The organism is Desulfosarcina variabilis str. Montpellier (assembly GCF_048565275.1).
In the GTDB taxonomy this organism is placed as follows: domain Bacteria; phylum Desulfobacterota; class Desulfobacteria; order Desulfobacterales; family Desulfosarcinaceae; genus Desulfosarcina; species Desulfosarcina variabilis.
This window is the reverse complement of sequence record NZ_CP159846.1, coordinates 7,547,464-7,561,068: the sequence shown is the minus strand read 5'-3', so window position 1 is coordinate 7,561,068 and position 13,605 is coordinate 7,547,464. Positions and strand designations below refer to the sequence as shown.

Annotated in this window: 7 protein-coding genes; 4 read left to right on the top strand and 3 right to left on the bottom strand. The window is 54.7% G+C overall.

The window, feature by feature from the left end; translation table 11 throughout:
* Nucleotide 1 precedes the first annotated feature (1 nt).
* Entirely contained in the window at nt 2-1,228 is a 1,227-nt protein-coding gene (gene nqrF, locus Dvar_RS34100) for an NADH:ubiquinone reductase (Na(+)-transporting) subunit F (protein ID WP_419657586.1), read from the top strand.
* 145 nt (nt 1,229-1,373) lie between these two features.
* Here the strand turns inward: nqrF and Dvar_RS34095 are convergent, their stop codons facing one another.
* Nucleotides 1,374-1,709: a ferredoxin-thioredoxin reductase catalytic domain-containing protein gene (locus Dvar_RS34095; RefSeq protein WP_419657585.1), complete on the bottom strand. Its 336-nt coding sequence runs from the start codon at nt 1,707-1,709 to the stop codon at nt 1,374-1,376.
* Nucleotides 1,706-1,963 (bottom strand): glutaredoxin family protein, encoded by a 258-nt coding sequence (locus Dvar_RS34090; RefSeq protein ID WP_419657584.1) that lies wholly within the window; start codon nt 1,961-1,963, stop codon nt 1,706-1,708. The genes Dvar_RS34095 and Dvar_RS34090 overlap by 4 nt, the downstream gene beginning before the upstream one ends.
* Nucleotides 1,964-2,533: 570 nt before the next feature.
* Here Dvar_RS34090 and cooS (Dvar_RS34085) point away from each other — a divergent pair.
* Both cooS (Dvar_RS34085) and cooS (Dvar_RS34080) read left to right on the top strand, forming a co-directional pair.
* A complete protein-coding gene (cooS, locus tag Dvar_RS34085) occupies nt 2,534-4,507 on the top strand; it encodes an anaerobic carbon-monoxide dehydrogenase catalytic subunit (protein WP_419657583.1) in 1,974 nt (657 codons plus the stop codon).
* A gap of 194 nt (nt 4,508-4,701) precedes the next feature.
* A complete protein-coding gene (gene cooS, locus Dvar_RS34080) occupies nt 4,702-6,732 on the top strand; it encodes an anaerobic carbon-monoxide dehydrogenase catalytic subunit (RefSeq protein WP_419657582.1) in 2,031 nt (676 codons plus the stop codon).
* Between the two features lie 260 nt (nt 6,733-6,992).
* On the opposite strand, the gene Dvar_RS34075 is transcribed toward cooS (Dvar_RS34080), so the two are convergent.
* The gene (locus Dvar_RS34075) at nt 6,993-8,342 is read right to left on the bottom strand and encodes a sigma-54 interaction domain-containing protein (protein WP_419657581.1); all 1,350 of its coding nucleotides are present in this window, start codon (nt 8,340-8,342) and stop codon (nt 6,993-6,995) included.
* A gap of 808 nt (nt 8,343-9,150) precedes the next feature.
* Between Dvar_RS34075 and Dvar_RS34070 the strand changes: the two genes are divergently transcribed.
* On the top strand, nt 9,151-13,605 hold the full coding sequence (locus Dvar_RS34070) for an FAD-dependent oxidoreductase (RefSeq protein ID WP_419657580.1): 4,455 nt from the start codon (nt 9,151-9,153) through the stop codon (nt 13,603-13,605).

Sequence of the window (13,605 nt, the reverse complement as noted above, 5' to 3'; positions counted from 1 at the left end):
TTTGATCTATATTGTCGGCACAACCGTATTTCTTTCTGTGATTCTCATTCTTGTGGGACTATTGCTTTTCGTGGAAGGCAAAGTCGTGCAAAAAGGCACCAATCACATCCTCATCAACAATGATGAGGAAAAAAGCATTGACGCCCCGTCGGGCAAGACATTGCTGTCCGCCCTGTCGGCAAACGGTATTTTTATCCCTTCCGGTTGCGGGGGAGGTGGTGCCTGCGGCATGTGCAAGTGCAAGATCGAGGCGGGCTCGCGGGGACCGCTGCCCACCGAACTGGCGCACCTGTCGCGTAAGGAAAAAAAGGCAGACATTCGCCTGGCCTGCCAGATGAAGGTCAAGGAGGATCTGAAAATCCGTATTCCCGACGAGATTCTCTCGGTCAAGAAGTACAGCGCCACCGTGGTATCCAACGAGAACGTGGCCACTTTCATCAAAGACTTGATTCTGGAGCTGGATGACGACGAAAAACTTGATTTTACCGCCGGGGCTTACATTCAGATCGATATCCCTGAATATGAGATTCCTTTCGAACTCTTTCGGGTCCGAGTGGCCGAGCGCTACCGCCCGGACTGGGACCGCTTCAACCTGTGGGGGCTGCGCGGTAAAAACATCGCGCCGGTTTTTCGTGCTTACTCCCTGGCCAATCCACCGGCCGAGCCCAGCCGGCTGCAGTTTACGATCCGTATCGCCACGCCGCCGCCCGGCACCAAGAACCTGCCGCCGGGAACCGGTTCGACTTATATCTTCAATCTGAAGCCGGGCGACAAAGTGACGCTGAGCGGTCCCTTTGGGGAGTTTGCCGTCAAACAGAGTGATCGGGAAATGTGTTTTGTGGGTGGCGGTGCCGGCATGGCGCCCTTGCGCAGTCAAATTATGGATCAGTTATTGCGGGTGAAGACCGACCGGACCATGACATTCTGGTACGGTGCCAGGTCCAAACTGGAACTGTTTTTCGACGAGGAATTCAAGGCCCTGGCCGAAAAACATCCCAATTTTTCCTACTATGTGGCATTGTCCAATCCCATGCCCGAGGACAACTGGGAGGGCATGACCGGCTATATCCACCAGCAGCTACGCGATGCCTACCTAGTCAAACACAAAGATCCCACGGAAATCGAATACTACCTGTGCGGCCCGCCGATGATGGTGTCGGCGGTGGAAGTCATGCTGGATGACCTCGGCGTGGAGCCGGAGATGATTGCCTATGACAAGTTTTCCTGACCCGGCTGGATGTCCCCTTCTTAAAAGAAGCGTCCATGCTTGCTTCATTCCTGCGCAGACCGGTTGAGCGTTGAAGCTTAATGGATTGTGTGCCGGATCAAGTCCGGCATAACAACAAGCCAAACGCTTTTTACGAGACAGTCAATTATTCGGGAAACATTTTTTCCGGGGGACGACGCTCGGGAACATATTCATGCGTGATCGTCCCCTCATTCCACTGCTTGGAAACATAAAGATTGCAATAACATGAGCCGAATTCAGCCACATCCGGCTCCCGGTAGTCGCATGGGCAGATAATGTCCCGGTCGTTATCACGATCTCCGGATGCCAGCCGGCACGGACAGGCCATATATCCGTAACGTTCTTTATTGACCAGCAATGCTTCCAGCAGGTCCATGACCCGTTCGCGGTCGTTGCTGAAGTAATATCCCTTGGCTTCCTGAACCTTTTTCAGTTTCTCATAAAGTTCTCCGGAATTCATTCCAGTCCCAGCGCCTCCTTTATTTTATCTTCCTTGTAGCCCACGATCACATCATCCCCGATAATGACGGTCGGAAACGAGCATCGGGGGTTGAATTTTTTCACGTCGGCAAGAATGGCTTTCCGTTCATCACCCTCCAGAAGGTCCACATCCACGAAATCATATTTCACCGTGCATTCATCCAACAGGCGTTTGGTTGATTTGCAGTGGCTGCATGTACTCAATGAATATACCTTTACCGGTTTGTCAGTCATTCGGACGTCCTTTCCACAAAATTGTAGGGGCGCTGATGTGCGATCGTCCCTTATTGCAAAATCCCCTGTAAAAGGGCAGGTAAGTTTAATTAATCTAAATACCCATCCTGGCTCGGTCAAGGAAAATCGATCAAACCACACAACGATTTCATTATTGCATGGATGCGTCAGTGCAATAATAACCAATTACCTACTCAAGCCGCATGCCACAGGCAAAATTGTAGTTGATCGATGATGATTTACAAATCATTTTAATGATTTGTATGTATACATGCTAAATTGTTTCAATTTATCCAGCCTTTTTTTGAGACAACTTTTTGATACGAAATATAGGATTAGGATGAAAATCAAAGCCGATAAAACAGTTTTTTCATAATTTGGCAGAATATTATTGCAAATAGTAATTATTCCTGATAAGAGTTCTCTAAATTCATTGAGCCACTGACCATCACCACTTTTTACCGCAGTGTCCTAGCATGCTTTTCTCATCACAAAAAATGAACATCGCCTTTCATGCGGCATCACCGCTCACCATAACCAACACCAAGTCTTTCCACGAAGGAGGGAAAAATGGTTGAAAAGAAAACTTTAAAAGCAAAAAAAGAGATTAATATCAAGGAATTGACTATTTGCGAAACTACTCAGCAAATGCTTGAAAAGGCTAAAATCGATGGTGTCAGCACCGCTTTTGACAGAGCAATTGACATGAAGGCCTGTCCGATCGGCGCGGATTCAGCCTGTTGTAAACACTGTTCGATGGGGCCATGTCGGCTGAACGCCAGGGATCCTTACGGTAAAGTAGGGGTTTGCGGGGCCACCATTGATACCATTCAGGCCAGAAATTTTGCCAGAATGGTGGCTTCCGGCTGTGCTGCCCACACTGACCACGGCATGAGTATGCTGGACCTGTTCCGCGAAGTGGTCAACGGCCACATTACGGACTATGAAATCAAAGATCCAATTAAACTGGAATCCGTGGCCCAGTCCGTGGGGATCGAAACCGAAGGTAAAAGCCAGAAGGATATTGCCCTGGAACTTTACGGAGAACTGGAGCGAACCTACACCCAGGTGGATGGTGAAATTCCATTCATGAAGCGGGTTCCCGAGAAAACACTGGAGACCTGGCGGAAGCTGGGAATCGTTCCCCGTGGCGCAATGCGTGAAATCATGGAGATGATGCACCGCACCCACATCGGGGTGGATCAGGAGTACAACAATATCATGAAGCAGGTCAGCCGTACGGCACTTGCCGATGGTTGGGGGGGCTCCATGGTGGCCACGGAAATTTCCGATATCCTTTTCGGCACGCCAACACCGGTGGCTATCGAGGTAGACATGGGCGTGCTGGAGGAAAAACAGGTCAACATCATCGTACACGGTCACGAGCCCAACCTATTTGAATCCATGATTGCTTCGGTGAATGAACCTTCACTGATCCAGGCCGCCAAGGATGCCGGCGCGCAAGGTATCAATCTGGCCGGGATGTGCTGCTCCGGCGCCGAAGTGCTGGTACGGCATGCCATCCCGCATGTGGGCAATTTCATGTCCACTGAAGCCGTTTTGGTTACCGGCGCCGTGGATGCCATGACCGTCGACGTGCAGTGTATCAAACAGGGGCTGTCCAAGGTGGCCGAGTGCTATGGAACGCCCTTGATCACCACCAACCCGCGTTGCCACATTGAAGGGGCGACCCATATTGAATTCCATGAGCATGATCCCAAAGCCTGTACGGACGAGATTGTGATCCAAGCCATCAGCCGGTTTAAAAACCGTAAGGCAACGGTGGAGATCCCCAGGAAAAAAGGGATCGGCGTGCATGGTTTTTCCCACGAATACATCAACTACATGCTTGGCGGGTCCTTCCGCGGCTCCTATACACCGCTGAACGAGAACATTATCAACGGTCGTATCCGCGGGGTGGCTGGTGTGGTCGGATGCACCAACCCGCGTATGAAACAGGACTGGGTGCATGTGGAGCTTGTCAAAGAGCTGATCAAGAACGACGTGCTCGTGCTTCAGACCGGTTGTTCCCAGATTGCCCTGGCAAAGGCCGGTCTGACCTCACCCGAAGCCTCGGCCCTGGCCGGACCCGGTCTGTCCGAAGTCTGCGAAACCGTCGGTATGCCGCCGGTGCTGGGGTTAGGGTCTTGTGTGGACAACAGCCGCATTCTGGTCGCTGCTGCCGAAATGGTGAAAACGGGCGGCCTGGGACAGTCCATGGCGGACCTTCCCGTAGCCGGAGCGGCCCCGGAATGGATGAGCGAAAAGGCCATCAGCATCGGGCAGTACTTTGTCGCCTCTGGTGTATATACTGTTTTTGGTGTGACCTTTCCGATCGTCGAGGAAACCAAGTTCCACAAATTGCTCTTCAACGGTTTGGAGGAACAGGGGTTGGGGAAATGGGGATTTACCCCTGATCCGTATGAAATGGCCAAGATGATGATCGCTCACATCGATAAGAAACGAATGGCGCTGGGCATAGATAAAGCTAGGGAGCGTGTGCTTATGGATATGTCCGACCGCCGTGACATAGAAGCCGCCTAAGATAAAAATTCTCATCCTAAATATTAGGGGGCTTGATTGCGAGCCCCCACTTTTTGGGGAGCTGTTGAAAAAAAATAAAAGAGGACTTGACAGGTAAAAGAAAATTCTTTTAGTAATCATTATTATTATTATTTTTAATAAAAATACCCCATATAATCATCTTTTATAACAACAAAATTAAGGAGGACTCTCTGATGGCAGTAATCAAGAAAGCAGCCGACAAAGCCGCGGCGCCAAAAGTGGCCGATCCTGTTGCCGCAACCATCGATCCGGCCAGCCAGCAAATGATCGCCCGCGCCCAAGAATTGGGCATCGATACGGTGTTTGACCGCGCCGTGCAGATGAAACCCTGTAACATCGGTGTCCAGGGCATCTGCTGTAAGAACTGCTCCATGGGCCCATGCCGCCTGCCCTTGCCCAAGGGCGGGATCCAAGGCGAGGATACCCGCAAGGGCCTGTGCGGCGCCACGGCCAACACCATTGCCGCGCGTAACTTTATCCGCATGATCGCCGGCGGCGCCTCCGCGCACTCCGACCACGGCCGTTGCGTGGCCGAAGTGTTTTTGAGCGCGGCACGCAAGGAAACCGAGGCTTACAAGATCAAAGACACGAATAAGCTGCTGCAGATTGCTCCTGCTCTGGGAGTCGCGACCACTGTCGAGGTGGACGGTGAGGTCAAGGATCGCGACATCGATGAAATTGCTCTGGAAGTGGCCGAAGCCGCCATGAACGAATGGGGCAAGCCAGAAGGCGAGCTGCTTTACACCAAACGCGCACCCGAAGCACTGTACGAAAAATGGAAAAAAAACGGCGTGATCCCGAGAAATATCGACCGCGAGATCGTCGAAATCATGCACCGTACCCACATGGGTGTGGACCAGGATTACAAGAACCTGATGAAGCAGGGAACCCGCGCCGCCATCGCCGATGGCTGGGGCGGATCCATGCTGGCCACCGACCTCCAGGACGTGCTCTTCGGCACCCCGTACCCCCTGCAGTCCGAGGCCAACCTGGGCGTGATGAAGGAAGACCACGTCAACATCGTCGTGCATGGCCATGAGCCGGTGCTTTCCGAGATGATCGTGGCGGTATCCCAGAAGCCCGAAATCATCGAATACGCCAAGTCCAAGGGCGCCAAGGGCATCCAGCTGAGCGGCATCTGCTGCACGGCCAATGAAATCCTGCAGCGCCACGGCATCCCGTCAGCCACCACCTTCCTGGGCCAGGAACTAGCCATCATCACCGGCGCCTGCGACGCTATGGTGGTTGACATTCAGTGCATCATGCAGAACCTAGCTAACGTGGCCAAGTGTTTCCACACCAAGCTGATCACCACCCACCCCATCGCCAAGATGGAGCAGGACAACGTAATCCACATCGAGTTCGACGAACACTACGCCATGGAAGACGCCGAGAAGATCGTCAAGATGGGTATCGACAACTTCGAAAACCGCGGTGCCGAGGTCATGATTCCCCACCAGAAAGCCACCCAGATCGCCGGTTTTGGTGTGGAATCGATTCAGTATCACCTGGGCGGCTCATTCCGCGGCAGTTACTACACCTTAAACGACAACATTATCAACGGCCGTATCCGTGGTATCGCCGGCGTCGTGGGTTGCAACAATGCCCGGACCCGTCATAACCAAGCCCACATCGAGGTCGTAAAAGAATTGATCAAGAACGACGTCATCGTGCTGACCACCGGCTGCAACGGTATCGCCTGCGCCATGGAGGGCCTGCTGACCCCGGAATCCGCCGCCGTGCACTGTGGCCCGGGCCTGGCCGAGGTCTGTGAGGTCGTGGGGATCCCGCCGGTCCTGCACATGGGCTCCTGTGTGGACAACAGCCGCATCCTGCTGGCGGCCACCGAAGTGGTCAAGGCTGGCGGACTAGGCAAGGACATTTGCGATCTGCCGGCCGCTGGTAGCGCGCCCGAATGGATGAGTGAGAAGGCCATCTCAATTGGGCACTACTTTGTGGCCTCCGGTGTATATACGGTCTTCGGTGTCACCCTGCCGACCTCCGGGGCGCCGGTGTTCCATGATTACCTGTCCAAGGAACTGGAAAAACTCTACGGCGGCAAGTGGGATCTGGAAGCCGATCCGATCAAACATGCGCAGCTGATGATCGCCCACATCGACAAGAAACGCCAGGAGCTGGGCATCGACAAGGCCAGAGAACGCGTCCTGATGGATATGGCCGACCGCCAGGCACTGGAAGGGTAAAAAAAAACATTATCGGGCCTGATCCGGCTTTTTCAAACAGGCTCTATATGATTGATTCAACTGTAACTAAAAAAGGGACTCGATATCGAGCCCCTTTTTTTTATTCAATTTTGATGAACTCGTAAAAAATCGTCGTCCGGACGGATTCGTAAAAAGCCCGAGATCAAGGCTTGCGAATCCTGAGGAATGAGGTGTACTGGTCGTACTCCGCAGTGACGAAGGATACGCGTAACGCCGATATCGGGCTTTTTACGAATCCGTCAATTTTCCTGCAGTACTTCAGGATGGTCTCCCAGAAATCGGTACAGGGTTGCCCGACCGACCCCCAACACCTTGGCGGCCCGGGCTTTGTTGCCACCGGTTTTGACTATCGCCGCACGAACATCGTCGGCGCTCAGTTTGCGCACCGGCCCGCGCCTGGGCTTTTCGCTGCTCTTTTCCTTTAATTCGAGGGGCAGGTCGTCGGGTCGGATAATCTTCCCTTTGCAGCGTACGATGGCAAATTGTACGGCATTTTGCAGTTCCCGGACATTTCCCGGCCAATTATAGTCCAGCAGTGCATTGAGTGCCTCCTGGGAGATGCGCACCGGCCGTTGGCCTTTGATGGTCGGTGCTTTGCTAAGGAAATGGTCCACCAACAGCGGGATGTCGGATTTGCGTTCACGGATGGGAGGAATATGAATGGGGATCACATTCAGGCGATAGAACAGATCCTCACGGAAATTACCTTTTTGCACTTCTTTTTTCAGGTCTTTGTTCGTGGCGCTGACCACCCGCACATCCACGGATACGGTTTTTTCCCCGCCAACCTTTTCAAAGGTGCCCTCCTGCAAAAAACGCAGTAGTTTCACCTGCAGCAGTTTGGGCAGCTCGGCGATTTCATCCAGAAAAATCGTCCCATTGTGGGCCAACTCGAAACGTCCTTTTTTATCCCGGATGGCACCGGAAAAGGCACCTTTGACATGACCGAACAATTCACTCTCGATCAGTCCTTCGGGCAGGGCACCGCAGTTGATCGGCACAAACGAACCGCCGGCGCGCATGCTTTCATTGTGAATGGCATTGGCAACCAGTTCTTTACCTGTACCGGTCTCACCAAAGATGTGCACCGGGTAATCATAACCGGAAACATCTTTGATTTGGCGGAACACGTCGACCATTTTGCTGTCACAGCCGATGATGTTGGAAAAGCCGGTCATTTCCTTGGCTTTGACCCTCAGCTCGAACAGGTCGGTAATATCTCTGAAAACGGCCAGTACCCCAAATTCCTTGTTGTTTTCATCGCGCATCATGGTGGCGGTCATTTCCAGTCGCCGTGACTCGCCCCGCTGGTTGACAATATTGATGGGATATTCGGCGGTGTCCACAAAAAGCGGTTGGTCTCCGCAAAATGAGCAGCGGCTGCCGCAAAAAGGCCCTCCCATGGCTTCATGGCAATCCTTGCCAACCACATCTTCACGCCGGTAGCCGGTAATTTCTTCTGCCTTGCGGTTGAAGTAAAAAATGCGCCGATTCAGATCGTGGGCAATGATTCCATCCTTCAAATTGTCCAGAATCCGTTCCAGGTTTTTCCGGTTGGAAAGGATGTTATCAATGGTCAGGGACGTCATTCTCGCTCTTGCGTTCAGTTGCATATGGGGGAATTCGAATATCAAAATGGGGCCTTATTTCAATTCAGGCCACCGGCCTGACAGGCGTGGGGTACATTATCATTAATGACAGAAATATTCAACCTTGACGAATCCGTCCGAATGGCGACTTTTTATGCGTTCATTAACCTTTGGAAAAGTGATTGATGGCGTCATCGTCCAGCAACTGTGCAAAGCGTTGGCCATGGGTGCTGTGGGTTTTGTAGTAGGTCAAAAACCGGTCCATCAGATCGATCACTTGATCTAAATTGAATTGATCTATTGTAAGATTGGACTTTTATTGCATTATTCAAGGCCCAATGAATTGATCCAGGTCAATTGTCGGCGGTCCCGTGAATGGTCGGATAGAAAATATAAATCTTGACGATAGAAATCATAGAGTAATTTGGTGTTGACTTTTTTTGGGGCGAACAATAAAAATACATCTCTTTTACGATCTATCTCCCATAAATAAGGTGTATGACTTTATTACCCCACCACATAGGCTTTATCTGAGCGACTTGCGCCGGCTGCCCGGGATGGTAGGCCCTTAAGATAGAGCAATTGCTGAAAAGACCTTTTCACCAAAGGTTTCCTTTACGATTTGCCTCCATTATCCGTCGTTTTGCCGGTGCCTGTCCGAAAAGCGTCCCTCACGGACCTTTTATAGCAATCAATTATGATGAACTCGTAAACAGTCTCTGTTCGGGCTTTTTACGAATCCGTTAATCAATACTATCTTTTTATCTTTATTATTATGCGCATCAAGCGCGGTCAGGGGAGAGCAACAATGACAAAAAACGCCATTGGTTCCGTGTTGGTCGTGGGTGGGGGCATTGCCGGGATGCAAAGCGCCCTGGATCTGGCGAACTCGGGTTACTACGTTTACCTGCTGGAAAAAGAGGCCGCCATCGGCGGTGTCATGGCCCAACTGGACAAAACCTTTCCCACCAACGATTGTGCGATGTGTATCATGAGCCCCATTCTGGTGGAAGTCGGCCGGCATGTGAACATCGAGATGATCACCTACGCGGACCTGGAACAGGTGGACGGCGGTCCCGGTGATTTCACGGTGACCATCAACAAGCGCGCCGCTTGTATTGACACCGATTTGTGCACTGGTTGCGGGGATTGTGCCCAGGCCTGTCCGGTGGAATTGCCCGATGCGTACAATCTGGGATTGATCAATCGTAAGGCCACCTACAAGCAATATGCCCAGGCCATTCCCATCAACTATACCATCCAGAAGGCCGACAAAGCCCCCTGTCGCCTGGCCTGTCCGGCGGGCATCAACGTGCAGGGCTACGTGCAGATGGTGGGCCAGGGCAAATATGCCGAGGCCCTGAAGATTATCATGGACGATCTGCCCCTGCCCGGTGTGCTGGGGCGCATCTGCCCCCACGGCTGTGAAGACGCCTGCCGGCGCTGCGAAGTCGATCAGCCCGTGGCCATCCGTGAGCTCAAACGCCTGGCCGCCGATCAGGTGGATCCGCGCACCATCGAGATTCCCATGGCAGAAAAGCGTGAAGAGCGCGTGGCCATCATCGGCAGTGGTCCGGCCGGGCTAAGTGCGGCCTATCATCTGGCCCGCCGGGGCATTTTGAGCACGATCTACGAGGCCCTGCCCCAGGCCGGCGGCATGCTGCGGGTGGGCATCCCCGACCATCGTCTGCCACCAGCGATTTTGGATCAGGAGATCGAGATCATCACCAACATGGGTGTGGAGCTTTTGACCGACACCCCCCTGGGCGGCGATCTGACCGTGGACAGCCTGTTCGACCAGGGCTTCAAGGCCGTCTACCTGGCCCTGGGCGCCCACAAGGGCATTACCCTGGGCGTTCCCGGCGAGGATGCCGAGGGCGTGCGCCAGGGCGTGGATTTTCTGCGTGAAGTCAACCTGACCGGCAAGGCCCCGGTGGGCAAGCATGTGGCCATCATCGGCGGCGGCAACGTGGCCATCGACGTGTCGCGCTCGGCTGTGCGTCTGGGCGCCGAGAGTGTGCAGATCATCTACCGCCGGACCCGTGCCGAAATGCCGGCCTGGGAAGAGGAAATCCAGGCGGCCGAGACCGAAGGCGTGGAACTGACCTACCTGGCCGCGCCCCAAGAGGTCATCGTCGAGGGCGGGAAAGTCACCGGCCTGCGCTGCATCCGCATGGAGCTGGGCGAACCGGATTCTTCCGGCCGTCGTCGTCCCGTGCCGGTGCCGGGCAGCGAATACGACCTTGAGGTGGATCAGATCATCCCGGCCATTGGCCAACGCCCGGACCTGTCGTCCATCGATGACGTGGACGGACTGGAATTCACCCGCTGGAGCACCACGGAAGTGGATCCGGTGACCTATGCCACCGGCCGTGCCGGGGTGTTTGCCGGCGGCGACCTGCAAAGCGGTCCCTGGGTAGCCATCGGCGCCATCGCGGCAGGCAAGGAAGCCGCCGAATCCATCGAACGCTATCTGGACGGCGCGGACATGGCCGACGGCCGCGAGCCTATCGAACGGCCCGAGCCGGTCTATCGTCCGGTCCCTGAGGGTGAACCGGCAAAAGCCCGCGCCAAGGTGCGTGAGCTGGAACCGGCGGCCCGCAAAGGCAATTTCAATGAAGTCGAGCTGGGCCTGAGTGAAGAGGACGGCAAGGCCGAAGCGGCACGCTGCCTGAACTGCGGCTACTGCTGCGAGTGCTACCAGTGCGTGGAGGCCTGCGGGGCTGGTGCCGTAACGTTGGAAACCCATCAGATGCAGGATCGGCGGATTGAACTAAACGTTGGCTCCGTGATCCTCTCGCCCGGATTTACGCCGTATGATCCGGCCGGGTTGGATTTTCTCGGTTATGGAAAGAACCCCAATGTGATGAGTTCCATTGAATTCGAGCGCATCCTGGCGGCCTCCGGTCCCACCACCGGACATCTGATGCGCATGTCCGATCACAAGGAACCCAAAAAGATCGCCTGGCTGCAGTGCGTGGGATCACGGGATCAGAACCGTTGCAACAATGCTTACTGCTCGTCGGTTTGCTGCATGTACGCCATCAAGGAAGCGGTAATCGCCAAGGAGCATTCGGCCCAGCCTCTGGACTGCGCCATCTTCTACATGGACATGCGCACCCACGGTAAAGACTTTGAGCGGGCTTACAACGATGCCAAGGGCAAGCACGGCATCCGCTTTGTTCGCAGCCGGGTGCACACTGTCGATACCGTGCCGGGCACGAACGATGTTTCCGTGCGTTATGTGCTGGATGACGGCCAGACTGTTGTAGAGCAGTTTGACATGCTGATCCTCTCGGTGGGCCTGGAAGTCCCCCAGGACCTGGTCGATCTGGCCGGACGGTTGGATATTTCCCTCACACCCGGAAATTTCTGCGCCACCTCCAGCTTCTCCCCGGTGGCGACCACAAGGCCGGGTATCTTCGTGTGCGGTGCCTTCCAGGGACCCCGCGACATTCCCCAAAGCGTGGTGGACGCCAGTGCGGCGGCCGTGGCGGCCGGCGAGATGTTAAGCGATGCCAAATTCACCCTCACCAAGACGCGCGAGGTCGTGCCCCAGATCAACGTGGCCGGCGAGCGGCCGCGGGTGGGCGTCTTTGTCTGCCACTGCGGGATTAACATCGGCGGTATCGTGGATGTGCCGGGAGTCAGGGATTATGCGGCCACGCTGCCCTATGTGGAATATGTGGCCGACAACCTGTACACCTGCTCCCAGGACACCCAGGATATCATGACCGATATCATCAGTGAGAAGAAACTCAACCGGGTGATCGTGGCCGCCTGTACGCCCAAGACCCACGAGCCCTTGTTCCAGGAAACCTTGATCAATGCCGGGCTTAACAAATACCTGTTCGAGTTCGTCAATATCCGCAACCATGATTCCTGGGTGCATCGTAACAATCCGGAGCTGGCCACGTCCAAGGCCAAGGACCTGGTGCGCATGGCCGTCGCCAAGGTGGCGTTGATGGAGCCCTTGGAAGAGGCCGAGCTGACCATCGGCCAGTCGGCCATGGTCATCGGTGGCGGTATCTCCGGCATGGCTGCGGCCCTGAGCCTGGCCAATCAGGGCTATGAAACCCACATTGTCGAGCAGGCCGGTCAGCTCGGCGGGCAGGCATTGAATCTGTTCCGGACGGCCGATGGGGAAGACGTCGGTGCCCGGCTGCGTCAGATGGTGGCCGACGTGGAGCAAAATAAAAACATCCGCGTGCATTATCATTCGACCTTGAGCAAAGTGGACGGCTTTGTGGGCAGCTTTACCTCGACCCTGACCGCCGGTGACATGCAAACTACCATTGAGCACGGGGTCACTGTCGTTGCCACCGGTGCTGTGCCCATGGCGCCCAATGAATATGAGTATGGCAGCAGCCCGAAAATTCTCACCAGCCTGGAGCTGGATAGAAAGTTTATTGAAAATGATCCCGCCCTGGAAACGATGAACACCGCGGTTTTCATCCAGTGCGTGGGATCACGGGAGACCGAGCGCCCCTACTGCAGCCGGGTCTGCTGTACACATTCCATTGACAACGCCCTGCTGCTGAAAAAGCGCAATCCGGAAATGAACGTATTTATTCTCTACCGGGACATCCGGACCTATGGCGAACGGGAGTACTTATACAAAGAGGCCCGTGAAAAGGGGATTATCTTCATTCGCTATCAGGTTGACGATAAGCCGCAGGTCAAGGTGGACGGGGACATGGTTAACGTCACGGTAACGGACCATGTGCTCGGCCGTCCCATCGAGATCGAGGCCGACCTGTTGACCCTGGCCACCGCCATTGTGCCACCCCAAAACGAGGCCCTGGCCCAGTTTTTCAAGATTCCGGTCAACGATGACGGCTTTTTCGTGGAAAAACACGCCAAGCTGGGGCCGTCGGAGTTTGCCACCGACGGGGTATTTTTGTGCGGGCTGGCCCATTATCCGAAACCCATCGAAGAGGCCATTGCCCAGGGCAAGGCAGCGGCTTCCCGGGCCACGACCCTCTTGGCCCAGCAGAAAATCAACACCAGCGGCCAGGTGGCCCAGACCGATCCGATGCTGTGCAGCGGTTGCGGGGTGTGCGTGTCCATCTGTCCCTATTCGGCGCCATCCTTTATCGATGCCGAGGCACGCATGCACGCGGGCAAAGCCCAGATCAATCCCGTGCTCTGCAAAGGCTGCGGGCTGTGCGTGGCGGCCTGCCGGTCCGGCGCGATTCATTTGAAAGGCTTCGACAACGATCAGATTTTTGCGCAGATATTTGAACTCAACGAAGCGGTATAG

Coding starts and splice junctions, on each gene's coding strand:
- Dvar_RS34095 (WP_419657585.1), bottom strand. CDS start 1,709: ATGAATTCCGGAGAACTTTATGAGAAACTGAAAAAGGTTCAGGAAGCC.
- Dvar_RS34090 (WP_419657584.1), bottom strand. CDS start 1,963: ATGACTGACAAACCGGTAAAGGTATATTCATTGAGTACATGCAGCCAC.
- cooS (WP_419657583.1), top strand. CDS start 2,534: ATGGTTGAAAAGAAAACTTTAAAAGCAAAAAAAGAGATTAATATCAAG.
- cooS (WP_419657582.1), top strand. CDS start 4,702: ATGGCAGTAATCAAGAAAGCAGCCGACAAAGCCGCGGCGCCAAAAGTG.
- Dvar_RS34075 (WP_419657581.1), bottom strand. CDS start 8,342: ATGACGTCCCTGACCATTGATAACATCCTTTCCAACCGGAAAAACCTG.
- Dvar_RS34070 (WP_419657580.1), top strand. CDS start 9,151: ATGACAAAAAACGCCATTGGTTCCGTGTTGGTCGTGGGTGGGGGCATT.